The sequence below is a fragment of the Streptomyces sp. NPDC002499 genome, from assembly GCF_053595415.1.
The window spans coordinates 255,646-273,993 of sequence record NZ_JBSFXO010000004.1; the positions used below are offsets into that span (position 1 = coordinate 255,646).

General features: G+C 72.9%; 19 protein-coding genes. 10 read left to right on the forward strand and 9 right to left on the reverse strand.

Annotated features, from left to right (window positions below):
- Positions 1 to 42 precede the first annotated feature (42 nt).
- On the forward strand, positions 43 to 1,038 hold the full coding sequence (locus ACWD5F_RS12155) for a peptidoglycan-binding domain-containing protein (protein WP_451253548.1): 996 nt from the start codon (positions 43 to 45) through the stop codon (positions 1,036 to 1,038).
- Here ACWD5F_RS12155 and ACWD5F_RS12160 read toward each other — a convergent pair.
- The 4 genes from ACWD5F_RS12160 to ACWD5F_RS12175 all read right to left on the reverse strand — a co-directional run bounded on the left by ACWD5F_RS12160 (position 998) and on the right by ACWD5F_RS12175 (position 4,481).
- Complete coding sequence (locus tag ACWD5F_RS12160) at positions 998 to 1,702, reverse strand: class I SAM-dependent methyltransferase (RefSeq protein ID WP_451253549.1); 705 nt, start codon at positions 1,700 to 1,702, stop codon at positions 998 to 1,000. The two genes, ACWD5F_RS12155 and ACWD5F_RS12160, sit on opposite strands and share 41 nt — an antisense overlap.
- A gap of 58 nt (positions 1,703 to 1,760) precedes the next feature.
- The gene (locus ACWD5F_RS12165) at positions 1,761 to 2,318 is read right to left on the reverse strand and encodes an NADPH-dependent FMN reductase (protein WP_451253551.1); all 558 of its coding nucleotides are present in this window, start codon (positions 2,316 to 2,318) and stop codon (positions 1,761 to 1,763) included.
- 108 nt (positions 2,319 to 2,426) lie between these two features.
- A complete protein-coding gene (locus tag ACWD5F_RS12170) occupies positions 2,427 to 3,296 on the reverse strand; it encodes an oxidoreductase (RefSeq protein WP_451253553.1) in 870 nt (289 codons plus the stop codon).
- Between the two features lie 180 nt (positions 3,297 to 3,476).
- Positions 3,477 to 4,481: an Lrp/AsnC family transcriptional regulator gene (locus ACWD5F_RS12175; protein ID WP_451253555.1), complete on the reverse strand. Its 1,005-nt coding sequence runs from the start codon at positions 4,479 to 4,481 to the stop codon at positions 3,477 to 3,479.
- A 100-nt stretch (positions 4,482 to 4,581) separates the two neighbouring features.
- On the opposite strand from ACWD5F_RS12175, the gene ACWD5F_RS12180 reads away from it, so the two are divergent.
- Positions 4,582 to 5,559, forward strand: coding sequence for an NADP-dependent oxidoreductase (locus ACWD5F_RS12180; RefSeq protein ID WP_451253557.1), 978 nt, complete (start codon positions 4,582 to 4,584; stop codon positions 5,557 to 5,559).
- Positions 5,560 to 5,615: 56 nt separating this feature from the next.
- On the opposite strand, the gene ACWD5F_RS12185 is transcribed toward ACWD5F_RS12180, so the two are convergent.
- Positions 5,616 to 6,284, reverse strand: a complete 669-nt coding sequence (locus tag ACWD5F_RS12185) for an HAD family hydrolase (RefSeq protein ID WP_451253559.1) — start codon at positions 6,282 to 6,284, stop codon at positions 5,616 to 5,618.
- Between the two features lie 236 nt (positions 6,285 to 6,520).
- Positions 6,521 to 7,102, reverse strand: coding sequence for a TMEM165/GDT1 family protein (locus tag ACWD5F_RS12190; protein WP_451253561.1), 582 nt, complete (start codon positions 7,100 to 7,102; stop codon positions 6,521 to 6,523).
- A 379-nt stretch (positions 7,103 to 7,481) separates the two neighbouring features.
- On the opposite strand from ACWD5F_RS12190, the gene ACWD5F_RS12195 reads away from it, so the two are divergent.
- The 3 genes from ACWD5F_RS12195 (at position 7,482) to ACWD5F_RS12205 (ending at position 11,962) form a co-directional block, all read left to right on the forward strand.
- The gene (locus tag ACWD5F_RS12195) at positions 7,482 to 8,126 is read left to right on the forward strand and encodes an HNH endonuclease family protein (RefSeq protein WP_451253563.1); all 645 of its coding nucleotides are present in this window, start codon (positions 7,482 to 7,484) and stop codon (positions 8,124 to 8,126) included.
- Positions 8,127 to 8,227: 101 nt separating this feature from the next.
- Positions 8,228 to 9,880 carry an alkaline phosphatase D family protein gene (locus ACWD5F_RS12200; RefSeq protein WP_451253565.1) on the forward strand — a complete coding sequence of 551 codons (1,653 nt, stop codon included), beginning with the start codon at positions 8,228 to 8,230 and terminating at the stop codon, positions 9,878 to 9,880.
- A gap of 168 nt (positions 9,881 to 10,048) precedes the next feature.
- Complete coding sequence (locus tag ACWD5F_RS12205) at positions 10,049 to 11,962, forward strand: FAD/NAD(P)-binding protein (protein WP_451253567.1); 1,914 nt, start codon at positions 10,049 to 10,051, stop codon at positions 11,960 to 11,962.
- A gap of 19 nt (positions 11,963 to 11,981) precedes the next feature.
- Here ACWD5F_RS12205 and ACWD5F_RS12210 read toward each other — a convergent pair whose 3' ends face one another.
- Positions 11,982 to 12,515 (reverse strand): superoxide dismutase family protein, encoded by a 534-nt coding sequence (locus tag ACWD5F_RS12210; RefSeq protein WP_451253569.1) that lies wholly within the window; start codon positions 12,513 to 12,515, stop codon positions 11,982 to 11,984.
- 254 nt (positions 12,516 to 12,769) lie between these two features.
- Between ACWD5F_RS12210 and ACWD5F_RS12215 the strand changes: the two genes are divergently transcribed.
- Positions 12,770 to 13,408: a DedA family protein gene (locus ACWD5F_RS12215; RefSeq protein WP_451253571.1), complete on the forward strand. Its 639-nt coding sequence runs from the start codon at positions 12,770 to 12,772 to the stop codon at positions 13,406 to 13,408.
- Between the two features lie 4 nt (positions 13,409 to 13,412).
- Here ACWD5F_RS12215 and ACWD5F_RS12220 read toward each other — a convergent pair whose 3' ends face one another.
- Entirely contained in the window at positions 13,413 to 13,643 is a 231-nt protein-coding gene (locus tag ACWD5F_RS12220; protein ID WP_451253573.1) for a DUF2277 domain-containing protein, read from the reverse strand.
- Between the two features lie 104 nt (positions 13,644 to 13,747).
- On the opposite strand from ACWD5F_RS12220, the gene ACWD5F_RS12225 reads away from it, so the two are divergent.
- The 4 genes from ACWD5F_RS12225 (at position 13,748) to ACWD5F_RS12240 (ending at position 17,634) form a co-directional block, all read left to right on the forward strand.
- Positions 13,748 to 14,650, forward strand: coding sequence for a ketopantoate reductase family protein (locus tag ACWD5F_RS12225; RefSeq protein ID WP_451253575.1), 903 nt, complete (start codon positions 13,748 to 13,750; stop codon positions 14,648 to 14,650).
- Positions 14,651 to 14,917: 267 nt separating this feature from the next.
- Positions 14,918 to 15,145 (forward strand): dihydrofolate reductase family protein, encoded by a 228-nt coding sequence (locus ACWD5F_RS12230; RefSeq protein WP_451254112.1) that lies wholly within the window; start codon positions 14,918 to 14,920, stop codon positions 15,143 to 15,145.
- A 134-nt stretch (positions 15,146 to 15,279) separates the two neighbouring features.
- Complete coding sequence (locus tag ACWD5F_RS12235) at positions 15,280 to 16,518, forward strand: MFS transporter (RefSeq protein ID WP_451253577.1); 1,239 nt, start codon at positions 15,280 to 15,282, stop codon at positions 16,516 to 16,518.
- Between the two features lie 120 nt (positions 16,519 to 16,638).
- Positions 16,639 to 17,634, forward strand: a complete 996-nt coding sequence (locus ACWD5F_RS12240; protein ID WP_451253579.1) for an aldo/keto reductase — start codon at positions 16,639 to 16,641, stop codon at positions 17,632 to 17,634.
- Positions 17,635 to 17,650: 16 nt separating this feature from the next.
- Here the strand turns inward: ACWD5F_RS12240 and ACWD5F_RS12245 are convergent, their stop codons facing one another.
- Positions 17,651 to 18,328, reverse strand: a complete 678-nt coding sequence (locus ACWD5F_RS12245; RefSeq protein ID WP_451253581.1) for a DUF6518 family protein — start codon at positions 18,326 to 18,328, stop codon at positions 17,651 to 17,653.
- Positions 18,329 to 18,348: the final 20 nt, after the last annotated feature.

Consider the following 18,348-nt stretch of genomic DNA (forward strand, 5'->3'; position numbering starts at 1 on the left):
TCTCTGGAGTTCGTGGGGGGAATGCGGAGGGAGGGACGACGCGTGACAGAGCCGACAGGCCACGAGTGCCCGGAGTGCGGGGCACCCAGAGGGGCCGACAACACCCCGTCGTGCGGCTGCACACAGCGGGCGTCCGACGCCCTGCGCGATGCCCGCACGGCGGAGGCGGCCGCGGCGGAGGACTTCGACCCGCTGCGCATACGGCCGTACGTGGAACTGACGGGCGAGGGGGGCGCGGGCAGCGAGGGCCACGAGGCGGTGCCGCCCGCACCGCCACCGGTGACGCCCACGCCGTCGGCCTTACCGGCGGACGAGACGGTCCCGCTCCAGGCCGTGGACGCCACGTCCCTGCTGCCGCCGGTGCCGTCGGTTCCGTCGGTTCCGTCGGTTCCGTCGGTTCCGTCGATGGACGAGCCCGAGGCCGAGGAAGGCGTCAGGCCCGTACGCCGTCGCCGCACCGTCCTGCTCGCGGCCGGCGGAGCCGTCGTCGCCGTGGTGGCCGCGACCGGGCTGGCGAGCGGGTTCCTGTCGTACCAGACGCCGTCCCGCGACGACGCGGCCTCGGGCGGGGTACGGGCGAGTGTGCCGGCGTCGAGCGCGACGGCGTCCGTGTCGCCGTCCGAGGAGACCGGCTCCCCGTCGCCGACGACCTCGTCGCCGTCACCGTCCGTCAGCACGAGCCCTACGCCCTCGACGTCACCGTCGGCGACCGCCGTCTCGCCGAGGCCGACCCGGTCGACCGAGCCCACCCACACGCCGTCGACCGTCGGCGCCACCGGCACGATCCAGGAGGGCGGCGGCGACAGCACCACGCCACCGGTGCTGCGGCGCGGCGACCACGGCGCCGAGGTGGTCGAACTCCAGGAACGGCTCGGCCAGTTGAACCTGTACATCGGCAAGGACGACGGCGACTTCGGCACGGCGGTGGAGAGTTCGGTGCGGACGTTCCAGGTGGCCAGGGGGATCACCGGGGACGAGTCCGGGGTGTACGGGGCGGCTACGCGGGCGAAGCTGGAGTCCGAGACGACGGAGCCGTAGCTCCGCAGTCGCAGGTCGCCAGGGCGGGGACCAGCAGATGGTGGACGTAGGCGGGCGGCAGGTTGGAGACGACGATCTCGCTGCCCACCACGTGCGGGGCTATGGCCTCGCGCAGCACGCGCCGGGAGCGGGCCTGCCTGGGGTCGAGGTGCTGTACGGCCCGCCCGCCGACGTAGCTGAAGAAGGAGAGCCGGCCGCCGGGCCCGAGCGACGACAGGAGTTGGCCGACGACGGCTTCGACCTGTGCGGGCGGGAGGTTCGCGAAGGGCAGCCCGCACACGATGTTGTCGTACTGCCCGAGTTGCTGGTCCTGGACGAGGCCGTGGTGCAGGCGGGTGCGGTGGGCGATGGCGGCCAGTCGTGTGTCGTGCCGCAGGGCCGTGGTCAGGTGGTCGACGAACGGGCCGTTGGCCTCCACGAGTTCGAGCGTGTCGTGCGGGCCGAGACGCCGGGCGAGGTGCCGGGTGACGGCTCCCGTGCCCGGTCCGACCTCCAGCACGGCGCGCGGCCGCTGCGCGCTGCCGGGTCGGATGTGCCGGGTGAGAGCTCGGGACAGGGCGGCCCCGCTGGGCACGACGGATCCCGTCGTTCTCGCCGTGCGGGCGAACTGGAGGAGGAAGGCCAGGGCTTCCGCCAGAGCGGCCGGCGCGGTGGGGAGGGTCACGTGGGCACCTTCGCCTTGCTGAGGGAACAGGGTGAGTCGAAGCCGTGGGCGGGGCAGGTCATACCGCGGCCGGGTCGGGAAGGCGCAGGACGGCGAGGGCCTGGGTCACGGCGGTGGTGACGTTCGGGTCGTGGGCGGCCCGCTTCCCGTCGAGGGTGCGCAGGCTCAGCACGGGGGTCGGGGCCGGGACGGTACGGGCGCCGGCGGCGCGCAGGATCGTCTCCAGGTGGCCCTCCGCACCCTGGGAGCGGTAGCCGACGACCAGCCCTGTGGTGGGCTTGCCGGCGAGGGGGGCGTCGTCGCGGGGCCGGGAGAGCCAGTCGAGCGCGTTCTTCAGGGGGGCCGAGATGCTGGCGTTGTTGACCGGGCTCAGGACCAGCAGGCTGCCGGCGTCGGCGACCTGGGCCCGCAGCGCGGCCACGACGGGCGGGGCCGGATCGGTGTCCAAGTCCTCGTTGAACAGCGGCAGTTCATCCAGGCCGGTGGCCAGGACGACTTCGTGTCCGGGGCGGTTCTGCGCCACGGCCGCGTGGGCGACCTGGGTGGTGACGGCCCCGGCGCGCAGGCTCCCGGACAGGACCAGCGTGCGGTGACGGGCGGCGGGCGACTGTGACATGAAGGCGAACTCCAGTGGGAGGAAGGGAAGGACCAGGAGAGGAAGGACAGGGCAGGTCAGGGCGAGCCAGAGAAGTGCCATGCGGCGGGGCCGGACGGGCCGGCGGGGTCAGCGGGCCGGGTCGGCGATGGCGTCCAGGGTGCGCAGCGTCTCCGCGGACAGACCGATCGCGGCGGCGGCGATGTTCTCGGTGAGGTGGGCGCGGGTGGAGGTGCCGGGGATCAGCAGCATCGTCGGAGAGCGGTGCAGCAGCCAGGCCAGGGCGATCTGCCGGGGGGTGGCACCGAGGTCGGCCGCGACCTCTTCCAGCGCCTTGACCTGGAGCGGCCGGAACCCGCCCAGCGGCCAGAAGGGCACGAACGCGATGCCCTGCTCGGCGCACCGGTCCACCAGGGAGTCGTCCTCGCGGAAGGCGATGTTGTAGTGGTTCTGCACCGCGACCACCGGGGCGATCCGCCGGGCGGCCTCGACCTGCTCCGCGCTGACGTTGCTGACGCCGAGGTTGCGGATCAGGCCCTGTTCGCGCAGCTCGGCCAGGACCGTGAACGGCTCGACGATGTCGTCCGCCGCCAGGGTGTCGGTCATCCGCAGATTCACCAGGTCCAGCGCCTCAAGACCCAGGTGGTCCAGGTTGTCGTGGACGGCCTGCACCAGCTCCGGGCGCGACAGCGCCGCGGGCCACCCGCGCTCGGCCGTGCGGCGCGCGCCGACCTTGGTGGCGATGTGGAGACCCTCGGGGTAGGGGTGCAGGGCCTCACGGACCAGCCCGTTCACGACATGCGGACCGTAGTAGTCGCTGGTGTCGAGATGCGTGATCCCCGCCTCGACCGCGGCACGCAGGACAGCCAGGGCTTCGTCGCGGTCGCGTGGTGGGCCGTAGGCCATGGGCCCGGCCAGCTGGAGGGCGCCGTAGCCGACGCGGGTCACGGTCAGGGTCTCGGACAGGCGCAGGGTGCCGCCGGGAAGGTCGTTGCTCATAGCGAGCTCCTTGCTGAGAACACACTCGGGGGGTGGTTCTCAACCCTGCCGCCGCGACGACGGAACCGACAGTCGATCACGGCGAAAGCGCGCCGAACCTCCAGATTGGAAGACCGAAGCTTCCCGTACTTCCGCCATGGATGGCGCTGCCCGGCGCATCGTGCATCACCACGATGCCGGTCAGGTCGGGATCAGGCGGCCGTCGCGGAGTCGGGTGCCCGCCTGCTTGAGGCGGTGCAGGACCGGGACGACGTCGACCTGACGGACCGCGTCGAGGGCGCCGACCTTGGTGGTGACGTAGGCGAAGAGGTCGTCCATGGTGCGGCAGGTGACGGTCACCAGGAGGTTGGCGGAGCCGGTGACCGCGGCGGCGAAGGTGGTCTCGGGATGGGCGGAGAGTGTCTCGCCGGTGGCGTTCAGCCGGCCGGGGGCGACGGTGAGCCACAGGTAGGCGGGGGCGTGGAAGCCGAAGCGCGGGTAGGCCAGGTCCACGGCGACCCGCAGGGCCCCCGCCGCCAGCAGTTCCTCCAGGCGGGCGGAGACCCGGGACTTCGACCAGCCGCAGGCACGGGCGAGTTCGACGACTCCGGCGCGGCCGTCGCGGGCGAGTTCGGCCATCAGCGGGGCGTCCTGGTCGCGGGGGGCCGCGGCGTCGCGGAGTTCCGGGGCGGTCGTGCCGACGGTGGCCCGCTGCTGCGGGTCGGAGGCGTGGAGCAGAGCCGCCTGGTCGTCGGTGAGAGGGTCGTCGAAGGCGAGCCACTTGGCGCCGCTGCCCAGGTACATGTGCATGACCGCACAGGCGTCGAAGCCCAGCACCTTGGCGGTGCGCGGCAGGCGTTGCAGGACGGAGCCGCCCTGGTCGCGCAGCCCGGTGCGGGCCTGGCACACGATCTCGGAGCCGCCGGAGGTGACGCTGACGTAGGAGGTGTCGTCGCGGGCGGCCAGCGCGTCCGCCAGGGCGTCGGTGGCGTCGGGACGGCACTGGACCCGGACGAACCAGGTCTGGTCGCCGGGCAGTCCGTGCCGGGGCAGGGCGCGCACGCGGACGGCTCCGTCGGCGACCAGGGCGCGGTAGCGGCGGGCCACGGTCTGCTCGGAAACCTCGGCCACCTCGGCGATGCGCCGGAAGGACGCCCGCGCGTCGCGCAGCAGGCATTGAACGATCCGCCGGTCGGTCACATCCATGACGGAATTATAGAGGCGCAGGATCGATCGGCATGGAGCTTCGGCCGCGGTATGGCGGTCTGGCTGGGAGTACGAGGCGGGCCGGACGGACAGTGGTGGCATGACTGAATCCCCACACACCGACCGGGCCGGCGTCATGCGCGCTGTCGCGTTCACCGAGTTCGGCGGCCCGGATGTCCTGACCGTCGACGAGCGCCCGATTCCCGAGGTCCCCGACGGGCACGTAAGGGTCAGGGTCCAGGCGGCCGCCGTACACCCGCTGGACGTGGTCGCGAGGGCGGGTTGGCTGGGCCCGATGGTGCCCGCGGGACCGACGTACGTGCTCGGTGTCGACGCCGCCGGCACCGTCGACGCGATCGGCGACGGCGTGTCCGGCTTCGGCCTCGGGCAGCCCGTGCTGGCGATGTCGAACTGGCCGGAGACCAAGGTCGGCACGCAGGCGGAGTTCGTGGTGCTGCCCGCGGCCTTCCTCGCGCCCGCCCCGGCAGGCGTGGAGCCGGCCGCCGCGGCGACGCTGCCGCTCAACGCCCACACCGCGGCGCAGGCGCTGCGGATCCTCGGGCTGGGGGCCGGTGACCGGATCGCCGTCACCGGAGCGGCGGGCGCCATCGGCGCGTTCGCGGTCCAGTTGGCCCGGCACCAGGGCCTGGACGTGGTCGCTGTCGCCGCTCCGGAGGACGAGTCGTACCTCACCGGCCTCGGGGCGACCTTCGTGGCCCGGAGCTCGGATCCCGCCGACGCGGTGCGCAAGGCCGTGCCGGGCGGGGTCGACGGACTCCTCGACGCCGCGTCCGTCGGGTCCGCGGCGATCGGGGCCGTACGCGACGGCGGTTCCTTCGTCGCGGTGACACCACCCAGCGTTCCGCCGTCGGAGCGCGGCATCGGGGTCGGCCTGGTGCAGGCCCGTGCGAACGGCGCCGAACTCACCGAGCTGGTGGGCCTGGTGGAGAGCGGCCGACTGGACCTGCGCGTCGCCAGGACGTTCCCGTTCGAGCGCGCCGCGGAAGCGCACGCGATGCTGGCGAAGGGCGGATTCCGGGGCGGCGTCGTGCTCGTCGCCGACCGGGAGACCGCCTAGGTCACATCGTCGTCGCCGACCCGGAGACCCCTCGGGAACCGGAGTCCGCAGACCGCCTAGGCCACGTAGAGCCGGATCCCCCCGCCCGCAACGCCTTCGACCCGCACCTGCGTCAGATCCCGCACCACGACATCCGGCTCGTGGAAGTCGGCCCGAGGACCCACCCCCACCACCCGCATCCCCGCGGATCGCCCCGCCGCGATGCCCGCCGCCGAGTCCTCGAAGACGATGCAGTCGGCGGGGTCGACGCCCAGTTCGGCGGCGCCCTTGAGGAAGCCCTCGGGGTCCGGCTTGCTCGCGCCGACCGACTCCGCGGTGATGCGGATGTCCGGGAGGGAGAGGCCGGCCGCGCCCATGCGGGCCGTCGAGAGGGCCACGTCGGCCGAGGTCACCAGGGCGTGCGGAAGGCCCGCCAGGGACGCGAGGAACTCCTGGGCGCCCGGGACGGGGACCACGCCGTCCAGGTCGGCGGTCTCCTCGGCGAGCATGCGCGCGTTGTCGGCCATGTTCTGCTCCATGGGCCGGTCGGGCAGCAGGACCGCCATGGAGGCGTAGCCCTGGCGGCCGTGCACCACCTTCATGACCTCGTCCGCGTCCAGCCCGTTCCGCTCGGACCAGCGCCGCCAGCAGCGCTCGACGACGGCGTCCGAGTTGACGAGGGTGCCGTCCATGTCCAGCAGGAGGGCGTGGGCGGTGAGGACGGTGGGCACGGTGGTGGCCGTCATCGGCAGCTCCAAGGCGGCGGGAAGGGGCGCCAGAGGCTTACGGGTCGAGCCCATGGCGGTACAGCCGGAGGGACAAAGCGCCCCGCCCGCCGGTCAGGGAGAACGGACGGGAGCCACTTTGTTCCTCTACGGTACAAAACATCTCCCGCATCCGCCACCGACTCCGGGAACAGTTCACCGAACGTTCAGCTCGGCCGATCCCTCACCTCGGACCCTCCACCCCCCGGCCCCGAACCTCAGCCCGCCACCGCCTCCCACAGGCTCCACACCCCGAGCCCCAGCATCAGCAGCGCCGCGATCTTCGTGATCAGCGCCAGCGGAACCCGCTTCATCAGCGCCTTTCCGCCGACGATGCCGAGCCCGGCGACCGCCCACAGCGCGAGCACCGCGCCGAGACCGACGGAGAGCGGATCGTCGTAGCGGGCCGCGAGGTTGGCCGTCATGATCTGGGTCAGGTCACCGAACTCGGCGACCAGGATGAGCATGAACCCGGCGCCGGAGACCTTCCAGAAGGACTGGTCCCTGGGCTTGCGGACCTCTTCCTCGTCGTCGTCCTTCTTGAAGAGGAGCACCGCGGCCCCGCCCAGGAAGAGCACACCGGTCACGGCGGCCACGAGCTGCTGCGGCAGCAGCGTGAGCACACTGCCCGCCGCCACGGCGAGCACCACATGCAGCAGGAACGCGGCGGCGACGCCCGCGAAGACGTACGAGGCGCGGTAGCGGGTGCCCAGGACGAGCCCGGCGAGCGCGGTCTTGTCGGGGAGTTCGGCCAGGAAGACGACGCCGAAGACGACCGCCGTGACGCTGAAGGTGATCAAGGTTCCTCTATCGGTCGGGGCTGCCCCACCGAGAGTGTGATTGCTGTCCGCGGACACCTCGGCACGGCAGCACACACAAAAACAACTGGTGCACTGCTTACCGAAGGTCTCGCTGGCCGGCCGTGACGAACCACGGACCTGCCTCTGGGCGCCGGCTCAGACGAGCTGAGCAGTATGTCGACGGTCCAGCGAAGAGCTACTCCCCTTCTGCGCCGTCCACTGTACGCGACCGACGCACAGGGCAGAAGTTCGACCGTAAACCTTGTCATGTCATGTACGCGTCACTAGCTTCTTACCCAACGCACACCCCACCGCAACACGGCACCGCGAGCATTCCTTCGCTCGCACTCCAACGTCCCCCCACCCCAAGGGAGTTCGTATGCCGAAACTCTACGCGCGTCGACGGCTGAGCATACTCGCGGCGTTCACCGGACTCATAGCCTCCGTCGCCCTGTTCAACGGACCGAACGCCTCCGCCGCCCTCCCCACCCCCATCAGCGCCTCCACCGCCCGCACCTACCTCGCCTCCCTCCCCGTGGCGACCGAGGTCAGGACCGGCTACGACCGGGACCTGTTCCCGACCTGGATCACCATCAGCGGCACCTGCAACACCCGCGAGTACATCCTCAAGCGGGACGGCACGAACGTCGTCACCACCTCCGCCTGCGTCGCCACCAGCGGCAGCTGGTACTCCCCCTACGACGGCGCCACCTGGACCGCCGCCTCGGACGTCGACATCGACCACCTCGTGCCGCTGGCCGAGGCCTGGGACTCCGGCGCCCGCAACTGGACCACCGCGCAGCGCCAGTCCTTCGCCAACGACGTCACCCGCCCGCAGCTCCTCGCGGTCACCGACAACGTCAACCAGTCCAAGGGCGACCAGGACCCGGCCACCTGGATGCCGTCCCTCACGTCCTACCGCTGCACCTACGTCCGCGCCTGGGTGCAGGTGAAGTACTACTACGACCTCTCCGTCGACTCGGCCGAGAAGTCCGCGCTGACGAGCTACCTCTCCGGCTGCTGATCCGGCGACGGCTGCTGATTCGGTAACGGTGATCGCCGGACACTGTCCGCCCTCCCCCGTCGTTCAATACCGTACGGTGCGACGGAGGAGGGGCGATCATCGTGGCCGAACTGTGCCTGGGACCACTGCTGAGGTATGCCGACGGCTCGTCCGCGACCGTTTGGGTCGAGGCGAGCCGTCCGTGCACCGCCGAGGTGCGCTGCGCGGACGGCAGCGCCGGACAGACCCGCACCTTCCAGGTCGCGGGCCATCACTACGCGCTGGTGGCGTTGACCGGGCTGACCCCCGGCACGACGACCGCGTACGAGGTGTTCCTGGACGGCACGCGCGTGTGGCCGCTGCCGGACTCCCGTTTCCCGCCCTCCGTGATCCGCACCGGCGTCCTGGACGACGGCGTCCGCGTCACCTTCGGCTCCTGCCGCTGGGCCGCACCGCCGGCCGGCGGTCACGACCCCGTCGGACCCGACGCCCTGGACTCCCTCGCCACCCGCATGGCGGCCGACCCGGACGGTGAACGCCCGGACGTGCTCCTGCTGTTGGGCGACCAGGTGTACGCCGACGAGACCTCGGACGCGACGAAGCGGTGGCTGGCGGCCCGGCGCGATCTGAGCGACGCCCCGGGCAGCGAGGTCGCGGACTACGAGGAGTACACGCGGCTCTACTACGAGTCCTGGCTCGACCCCGAGGTGCGCTGGCTGCTGTCCACCGTGCCCAGCTGCATGATCTTCGACGACCACGACGTGATCGACGACTGGAACACCTCCGCCGCCTGGCTCGAGGACATGCGCGCCACCGCCTGGTGGCGGGAGCGGATCCTGAGCGGCCTGATGTCGTACTGGGTCCACCAGCACCTGGGCAACCTCTCCCCCGACGAACTGGCCGACGACCCCCTCTACGCGGCCGTCCGCGCGGTCCCCGACGCCACCGACGACCTGCGCGCCTTCGCCTCCAAGGCCGACGCCGACGCGGCCTCGGTGCGCTGGAGCTACCGGCGCGACTTCGGCCGGGTCCGGCTGCTGATGGTGGACAGCCGGGCGGCCCGCGTCCTGGACGAGGAGTCCCGCTCGATGCTCGACCCGGGCGAGGCGCGGTGGCTGCGCGAACAGGCCCTGGCGGACCGGGAGTCGTACGACCACCTCCTGATCGGCACCTCCCTGCCCTGGCTGCTGCCGCATCTGGTGCACGACGCCGAGCAGTGGGACGCGGCCCTGTGCCGGGGGGAGCGCGGGGCACGCTGGGCGCGGTTCGGGGAGAACCTGCGGCGCACCGGGGACCTGGAGCACTGGGCGGCCTTCCCGACGTCCTTCGCGGCCCTGGCCGAGCTGATCGCCGAGGTCGGTTCCGGGCCCACCGCGCCGGCGAGCGTGCTCGTCCTCTCGGGAGACGTGCATCACGCGTACGTGGCCGAGGCGACCTGGGACGAGGGCGCGCCGGACGCGCGGGTGCTGCAACTGACCTGCTCGCCGGTCCACAACTCCGTACCGGCCTATGTCCGCGTCGGCTTCCGCTTCGGCTGGAGCGCGGTGGCCCGTGCGCTGGGGCGACGGTTCCTGCGGCACGGCCGGTGCGCGCCGCTGAAGGTCAAGTGGCGCAAGAAGGGCGGGCCCTGGTTCGGCAACCAGCTCATGACGCTGACGCTGCGCGGGCGTTCGGCGGGGCTGCGGCTGGAGCAGGCACGGGTGCGGCCGGGGGCGGTACCGGGGACGGTCGGTGATCTGGAGACGGTGACCGAGTCCGTCCTCACCACCAAGTAGTCCCGACTCACCACCGAGTAATCCGGCCCTCACCACCGTATGCGGGGCAATTGGGGCGGGTGGGGCCCACGTTGGCTTACGTGACTGCCGCAGGCATGATGATGCGGACCGTCTGCTTCCAGTAGGCGGTTTGCTGCCAAGCGCCCCACACGCCCGGGAGTCCCCGTTTTGTCTGCACCGACCGCGGAACCGCCCTCCGTCTCGCTCGCCGTGGTCGGCGCCGGACCGCGCGGCACCGGTGTCCTGGAGCGCCTCTGCGCCTCGGTGCCCGAACTCCTGCCGCCGGGTGTCCGGTTGACCGTGCACGTCGTCGACCCCGCCCCGCCGGGCGCGGGCAGCGTGTGGCGCACCGGCCAGTCGCCCGAGCTGCTGATGAACACCGTGGCCTGCCAGGTGACCCTCTTCACCGACGACAGCGTGGACTGCTCGGGGCCCGTACGGCCCGGTCCGAGCCTGTACGAGTGGGCGGACGGCGAGCTGGGCGCGGACGAGTACCCGACCCGCGCGCACTACGGGCGGTACCTGGAGTGGGCGTTCGCGAAGGCCGTGCGCGAGGCCCCGGCGGCGGTCCGGGTCGTCCCGCACCGGGCGCGCGCGGTGCGCCTCGACGACACCTCCGACGGCCGCCAGCTGCTGACCCTGGACGACGGCGGGCTGCTCACCGGCCTCGCCGCGGTCGTCCTGGCCCAGGGCCACCTGCCGACCGTCGCCGACGGCACGCAGCAACGCCTCGCGGCCTACGCCGAGCGGCACGGCCTGCGCCATGTCCCGCCCGCCAACCCGGCCGACGTCGACCTGTCCGCCGTACCGCCCGGCGAACCCGTGCTGTTGCGCGGCCTGGGCCTCAACTTCTTCGACCACACGGCCCTGTTGACCACCGGCCGCGGCGGCCGCTTCGTCCCCGCCCGCCGCGGCGGTCTGCGGTACGTCCCCTCCGGCCGCGAGCCCCGCCTGTACGCCGGCTCCCGACGCGGTGTCCCCTACCAGGCGCGCGGCGACAACGCGAAGGGCCCCTACGGCCGGCACACCCCGCGCGTCCTCACCCCGGACGTGATCGCCGGCTTCCGCAAACGCGCCGAGAACGGCGAGGCGCCCGACTTCCTCGCCGAGATATGGCCGTTGGTGGCGAAGGAGGTCGAGACGGTCTACTACACGGCGCTGCTACGACGCCCACGGCGCCCGGAGTTTACGGCGTGCTTCCTCTCCGTACCGCACGGCGATCCCCAAGAGGCGGGCGTACTCGACGAGTTCGGGATACCGGCCGCCCGGCGCTGGAGCTGGGACCGGGTCTCCCGGCCGTACCGGGAAAGGGAGTTCGCGCATCCCGGGCAGTGGCGCGAGTGGCTCCTCGCCCATCTGCGCGAGGACGCGGCGCAGGCCGCCCTCGGCACGGTGGACGGGCCCCTCAAAGCGGCCCTCGACGTCCTGCGCGACCTGCGCAACGAGCTGCGGCTGGTGGTCGACCACGGCGGCCTGACCGGCATCTCCCGCCGCGACCACCTGGACCGCTGGTACACCCCGCTCAACGCCTTCCTCTCCATCGGCCCGCCCCGCCGCCGCATCGAGGAACTGGCCGCGCTGGTGGAGGCGGGCGTGGTGCAGGTCCTCGGCCCCCGCCTGGAGATCACCGAGGAGGACGGCGCCTGGCTGGCCCGCTCCCCCGAGATACCGGGCTCCGCGACCCGCGTGACCACCCTCGTGGAGGCCCGTCTCCCGGAACCCGACCTGCGCCGCACCGCCGACCCCCTCCTCGCCCGGCTGCTGAAGACGGGCCGCTGCCGACCGCACACCGTCGACGGCTACGAGACCGGCGGCCTCGACGTCACGGAACGGCCCTACCGCCTGATGGACCGTCAAGGCCGCCCCCACGCACGGCGGTTCGCCTTCGGCGTGCCGACGGAGGGCGTCCACTGGGTGACGGCCGCGGGTGCCCGCCCCGGGGTGGACTCGGTGACGCTCTCGGACGCGGACGCGGTGGCGAGAGCGGTGCTGCGGGTGGCGGCGGCCGAGGTGGGGCCGGCGGCAGAGGCGGCGGCGGAGGCGGGTCCGTGGCCGGACGCCCGGCTCGCCCGCGTCGACTAGTTCACCCGGCTTGACCGGATCACCCGGCGACCCAGCCGAACGGCACCGTGAAGCAGCCCACGCGGGCGGCGTGCGTGCCCGGCATGTCGTGGATGACGACCGAGGACGCCTCGCCCCGCCGGAAGCCCCAGTCGTGGCGGGCGCTCGCCTCGCCCGAGCCGTCCTTGCCCGCGGTGAAGTCGAGCCAGACCTCGTTGTCCGCGTTCACGTGGGCCGCGTCGGTGCCCACCTCGTGCTGGTAGTGCCCGCCCGCGGCGGCCGGATCGGCGGCACAGGGCTTCTGGTGCACGTGGACGGCGTACGCGTGCCCGGGCACCAGCCCCTCGACCCGCAGTCGCACGGTCGTCGCCCCGTTCTCGGCGGTCCGCTGGTCCACCTCGATCCACGAACCCGCCGGCACCAGCTTCATGTCGTACGTCTTCGCCGCCGACGGGACGAAGGCGGTGGGCGGCGCGAACCGCGCGTCCGTGTGCATCGAGTAGCCGTGGGCGCCGCCAGGGCCTGCCGCGAGCACGGCCGCCGCGACGGCGCCCGCGCATATGCCTGCCACCATGATCTGTACCGTTCCTCACGTCGTACGGCCGCTGCGGCCGAAGGTCGCCCCCTCTCCGTGCTACGGGACACCGGCGGCCCGCGCCCGCCGGGGGACGGCAGCCGGGTGAACGTCGTGTGCCGATCCCACGTGCCCCCCATGAATCTGCTGTCACACTCCAGGCGTACGCTGTATGGCTGTTGATGGCCGCCCCTGCCGCTCCCCCGCGACAATGCGGCACGGTCTGGCCACGGGGGAGTTCACGGGGAGTCGCGGTGCTGGAGAGTGTGGGGACGCTGACAGGCAGTCCATGGATCTATGCCATGGTCGCGCTGTCGGTCCTGCTTGATGTGTTCCTGCCGGTGCTGCCGAGCGGAGTGCTGGTGATCACGGCCGCGACGGCCGCCGCCGCGGGCTCGGCGACCGGGCAGGTGCCGAGCCAGGTCCCGACCCAGGTGCCCGACATCCTGGCGCTCATCTTCTGCGCGGCCACCGCGTCCGTGCTCGGCGACCTGGTGGCGTACCGGCTGGCCTGGCGGGGCGGCGAACGCCTGGACCGCGCCATCGCCCGCTCCCGCCGGCTGACCCTGGCGCAGGAACGTCTCGGCGTCGCGCTGGCCCGCGGCGGCGGTGCCCTGGTCATCCTCGCCCGCTTCGCCCCGGCCGGCCGCTCGGTCGTCTCCCTCGGCGCGGGCGCCGCCCACCGCCGGGTCCGCGAGTTCCTGCCCTGGTCCGCCCTGGCGGGCCTGGCCTGGGCCGCGTACAGCGTCGCCCTCGGCTACTACGGCGGCCGCTGGCTCGGTACGACCTGGCTGGGCACCGGGGTGTCCGTACTCGCGTTGTTCGGGGCGGGCGCGGGGGCGGCGTACGTGATGCGACGGCCGGAGAAGACGGCCGTGGTGGACGCCCCCTGAGCCCCTATGCGCTGGTCTTCTGTCCCTGACCCCGCACCTGCAGCCCGGCGAGCAGTTCCGCCGTGGCCTCGGCGATCGCGTCGACGGCCTGGTCGAAGACCTCCTGGTTGTGGGCGGCGGGGGCCCGGAAGCCGGACACCTTGCGTACGTACTGCAGGGCCGCGGCCCTGATCTCCTCCTCCGTCGCCTCCTCGGGCAGCGCGGGCGGGCGGAGTGTCTTGATGCTTCGGCACATGCGCCCAGTCTCCACCGGTCTCCCCCGATTCGGCGAGGCCTGGGATGATCCCGTTCGAGGCGGCCACCGGCAAGGGGCCGACCGACGAAGGGGACAGAAGAATCATGGCGAACGACGAACTCACCGTGGCGGTGCTCGGCCCCGGCGGTATCGGCGGACTGCTGGCGGGGCTGCTGGCGCGCGCCGGACACCGGGTGATCTGCCTGGCCGGTGACGCGACGGCCCGGACGCTGCGGACGGACGGGATCCGGGTCCGCAGCGGCCTGTTCGGCGACTTCACGGCCCGGGTCGAGGCGGACGCGGTGCTGCGCGAGCCGGTCGACGCGTGCCTGGTGGCGGTCAAGGCCACCGCCCTGGACGCGGCCCTGGAGCGCGTACCGCCCGCCGCCCTGGGCGACGCGCTCCTCGTACCGTTCCTGAACGGCGTCGAACACCCGGCGGCCCTGCGCGCCCGCTACCGCCCCGAGCTGGTCGCCCCGGCCGTCATCCGCGCCGAGTCCACCCGGCTCGCACCGGGCGTGATCGAACTGGGCAGCCCGTTCGCGGAGATCGACCTGACCGGCGACCCGGTCCCCCGCGAGCGGCTCGACACCCTGTCGCGGACCCTGAACGCGGCCGGCCCCACCACCCGCGTCCTCGACGACGAGACGGCGACGCTGTGGGCGAAGATGTCGTTCCTGGCCCCCTTCGCCCTGCTCACCACCCGCTACGCCCTCCCCCTGGACCAGGTCCGCACCCGCCACCGCGCCGAACTGACGGCCCTGGTGGCGGAGACGGCCGCGGTCAGTCGGGCCTGCGGCGGCCCGTCGGACCCGGCCCAGGCCCTGGCCCGCTACGACGCCTTCCCACCCGGCGCCAAGTCCTCGATGCAACGCGACGCGGAGGCCGGCCGCCCGCTCGAACTGGACGCCATCGGCGGGGCGTTGCTGCGGGCGGCGGAACGGCACGGGGTGACTGTGCCGGTCGCTGCGCGGCTGGTGCGGGAGTTGGAGGATTCGGCGGGCTGAGAGCGCCGGGGGAAGCGGGGTGGGTCGGGCGTCGGGACGTGTCGAATGCGCCGGTGCCCGATCGACGTGAGGGTGAAGGCAGTACTTCCATGACGCACAGGAGTCAGGAGCGCCAGGGCATGACGGGCGGGGAGGACAACCAGGACTCCGAGCTGATGCGCGAGTGGTTCGACGCCACGGGGGCGGTGGTGATGGGCCGGATGATGTACGACACCGGCGAGGAGTTCTGGGGCGACGACCCGCCCTTCCGGACCCCGGAACGTCGACATCGCGGGCGGCGCGCACACGGTCCGCCAGTACCTCGCGGAGGGCCTCGTCGACGAGCTCCAACTGCACGTGGTGCCCGCCCTGTTGGGGGACGGACTACGGCTGTTCGAAGGACTGGGCACCGGACAGCGGCCGCGCCCCGTCGAGCCGGTCCGGGTGGTCCACACTCCTCTCGCCGTCCATCTGAAGTACCGTCTCCCCAACGTACGAGAGACTTCTGCCCGGTGACGGAGTCGGCGTGGGGTGTGTGTCCCCGTTCCGCGCCACCACTGGACGGTTCCAGGCGATGACCACGGGTCGGTGAAGCTGGGCGCCGACGACCCCGGGTGGTCCGCCCCGCCGGGCAGCGAAGAGGATTCGCCGTGTCGTCGGCGCCCTACCCCCGTCTGCTGCGCACCCCTGGTGCCACGGGCTTCTTCCTGACCGCGACCGTCGGCCGCGTCGGCATCGCGATGACCGGCCTCGGCATTGTCTGGCTCGTGCACGGCCGCACCGGCTCCTACGCCTCGGCCGGTCTGGTGAGCGGCGGTTTCGCCGTGGCCGAGGCCCTGGTCGGACCTCAACTCGCCCGCCTGATCGACCACTTCGGCCAGACCCGGGTACTGCCACCCCTCCTGCTCGCGCACGCGGCGGCGGTGGCCACGCTGCTGGCCCTGGTCGCCGGTGACAGCCCGCCCGGGCTCATGACAGCGGGCGGAGTCCTGGTCGGCGCCACCATCCCTCAGCTCGGCGCGCTGTCCGCGGCCCGCTGGGTGGCGCTGCTGGGCGAGCAGCGGCCCGCGGAACTGCCCGGCGCCTTCTCGCTGGAGTCGCTCGGCAACGCGGTGGGCTACCTGGCGGGACCGACCCTGGTCAGCGCCCTCGGCGCGAACGGGCATCCGGCCCTGGGCACCGTACTGGCAGCCGCCCTGGTGGTGACCGGCGGAGGCCTCCTCGCCGCCCAACACGGCACCGCGCCAACGCCGTTGACGTCGCCATCCGAAGCAGCCGAACGTTCCCGCGCGGGGCGCTCGCTCCTACGCCCCGCATTCACGGCCCTGATCGGCCTCAACCTCGCCATCGGCGTGTTCTTCGGCGCCGTACAGGTCTCGGTGACCGCCTTCGCGGTCGAGCACCACGCGGCGGCCGCGACGGCACCGATCTTCGCGGCATCGAACTGCGCCGGACTGCTCGCCGGTTGGCTGTACGGGGTACGCCGATGGCGGGCGACCCCGCAGCGACAACTTGCCGTGGCCACGGCCGTGTTGGCACTCGGCAGCCTGCTCCTCCCCACCGCCGGCTCACCGTTGGCACTTGGATCCGTGATCGTCCTCACCGGCGCGGCGGTCCCACCCGTCCTGGTACTCCTCTCGGTCCTGGCCGAGTCCACCGTCCACCGAGCCGTCCTCACCCAGGCCTTCACCTGGCTGAACTCCGCCGGCGCGGCCGGCTCGGCGGGCGCGGCGGCACTCTCCGGCCGAGCGGTGGACGCCTTCGGCGCGACGGGCGGCTTCGCGCTGGCCGCGGCGGGGACGGTGGGGATGGCGGTACTGGCGGTGGGGTTCTGGTTGTCGGGCGGCGGGGAGGGAAAGGTGGCGGGCGGGGCGGCTGACGCGCGGTGAGCGGTGAGGCGTGGTTGCGGCCGTGGCCCGGTTTCGAGGCGGAGGCATCCTTTGTGGACTCAACCCACTTGAGGACTCGACCGACAGGCGAGCGGGACTCGCCGGAGTGAGGAGCTGCGGATGCGGGCCGATGAAACGGTCGTACTGGGGCGTACAGAGTTGCGGGTCACCCGGCTCGGACTCGGACTCGCGTCCCTGGGAGGCCTGTTCACGCCGGTCTCCGACGAGGACGCGGCACGGACCGTCGACCGCGCGTGGGACGTCGGCGTCCGGCTTTTCGACACCGCGCCCGTCTACGGATACGGCCGCTCCGAGTGCCGCGCCGGGGCGGCGCTTCGCAGCCGTCCGCGCGAGCGGTACACGCTGTGCACCAAGGTCGGCCGCCTGATCGTGCCGGGAGGCGGCGACACCCAGCCGATCTGGGCCGATCCGCCGCCCGGTGTCGGACCGCGGCGCGACTACTCCTACGCCGGGGTCATGCGCTCGGTCGAGGACAGCCTGGAGCGGCTGGGGCTGGATCGGATCGACGTGCTCCATGTGCACGACCCCGACGAGGACTTCCCCACGGCGGTGACGGACGCCTACCGGGCGCTGGCGGAGTTGCGCCGCCGGGGCACTGTCGGCGCGGTGTCGATCGGCGTCAACCACGCCCCGGTGGCGGCCCGTTACCTGGAGGAGGTGGCCGCGCCCGGGCCCGACTGCGTCATGCTCGCGGGACGGTACAACCTCCTCGACCAGTCCGGCCTCGACGCGCTGCTGCCGCTGTGCGCCGCGAGGGGTGTCGCCGTCATGGCCGCCGGCGTCTACCAGTCCGGACTCCTGGCCGACCCCCGCCCCGACGCACCGCACGGCTACACCCGGCTCCCGGCCGAACTGTCCCGTCAGGTCACCGCCTGGTACGCCCTCTGCGACCGCTTCGACGTGCCCCCGAAGGCGGCGGCCGTCCAATTCCCCTTCGGACACCCCGCGGTGACGAGCGTCGTGGTCGGCGCCCGGACACCGGCCGAGGTCGAGGAGACCGCCCGTATGCTCGCGCATCCGCTACCGGGCGCATTCTGGACCGCCGTCCGGCAGGCCGGGCTGCTGCACGCGCGGGTACCGCTTCCCGCCGAGTGAGTGCGCCACCCACTGCTCAGGCGGAGACCATCTGGAGGGGCAGTTCGACGATCGCGTACGCGAGGAGCGCGCAGGGCACGGCCGTCGCCAGGGTGAGGGCGCGCTCCCGGTGTGTGCGGGCCATGATCAGGGGAACGAGGGCGAACACCGTGAAACAGCCCCAGGCTTGGGGCGCGTAGTGGAGGTCCCGGGCGAACATCACGCCTTCCATCCCGAAGAGCCCGGCGAACGCGGCAAGCCCGGCGACACGGCTCCACGCGTCCCGGCCGCGCACGCGCTTGCCGCTACGCCACGCGTACCCCGCGACGCCGAACAACGGCCCCGCCACACCCGCCATCCCGAGCCAGACCAGCGGAAAGAACAGCGCGCCCATGCCGTCGCGCCCGAACTCGACGTAGCCGTAGTACCCGACGACAAGTCCGGCCTCCGCTCCCAGCCCACCGACCGCGGACCGGACCACCGTGCCGCCCCGCCCGGCGAGCAGCGCTCCGGCGACGAACGCGACCGCCGACCACACGGCGCCCGAGTTGGCGATCTGGTTCCAGGCTCCCGGCAGCCATCCCTGGGCGAGGTTGGTGAGTACGCCGAGCAGCACTCCGCCGCCTGTCGCCACCACTGCGGCAGTTGACACACCGAGGCCACCGCCCGCTTCCGCCAAGTCACCCAAGCCGTCCGGGGTCGCAGTCGTCGCCATGGCGGCCACTATACATACGA

Bases quoted from the DNA above. Each gene is read 5' to 3' on its own strand.
- ACWD5F_RS12195 (WP_451253563.1), top strand. From the start codon at position 7,482: ATGCCGAAACTCTACGCGCGTCGACGGCTGAGCATACTCGCGGCGTTC.
- ACWD5F_RS12175 (WP_451253555.1), bottom strand. From the start codon at position 4,481: ATGGATGTGACCGACCGGCGGATCGTTCAATGCCTGCTGCGCGACGCG.
- ACWD5F_RS12240 (WP_451253579.1), top strand. From the start codon at position 16,639: ATGCGGGCCGATGAAACGGTCGTACTGGGGCGTACAGAGTTGCGGGTC.
- ACWD5F_RS12225 (WP_451253575.1), top strand. From the start codon at position 13,748: ATGGCGAACGACGAACTCACCGTGGCGGTGCTCGGCCCCGGCGGTATC.
- ACWD5F_RS12180 (WP_451253557.1), top strand. From the start codon at position 4,582: ATGACTGAATCCCCACACACCGACCGGGCCGGCGTCATGCGCGCTGTC.
- ACWD5F_RS12165 (WP_451253551.1), bottom strand. From the start codon at position 2,318: ATGTCACAGTCGCCCGCCGCCCGTCACCGCACGCTGGTCCTGTCCGGG.
- ACWD5F_RS12170 (WP_451253553.1), bottom strand. From the start codon at position 3,296: ATGAGCAACGACCTTCCCGGCGGCACCCTGCGCCTGTCCGAGACCCTG.
- ACWD5F_RS12220 (WP_451253573.1), bottom strand. From the start codon at position 13,643: ATGTGCCGAAGCATCAAGACACTCCGCCCGCCCGCGCTGCCCGAGGAG.
- ACWD5F_RS12185 (WP_451253559.1), bottom strand. From the start codon at position 6,284: ATGACGGCCACCACCGTGCCCACCGTCCTCACCGCCCACGCCCTCCTG.
- ACWD5F_RS12210 (WP_451253569.1), bottom strand. From the start codon at position 12,515: ATGGTGGCAGGCATATGCGCGGGCGCCGTCGCGGCGGCCGTGCTCGCG.
- ACWD5F_RS12245 (WP_451253581.1), bottom strand. From the start codon at position 18,328: ATGGCGACGACTGCGACCCCGGACGGCTTGGGTGACTTGGCGGAAGCG.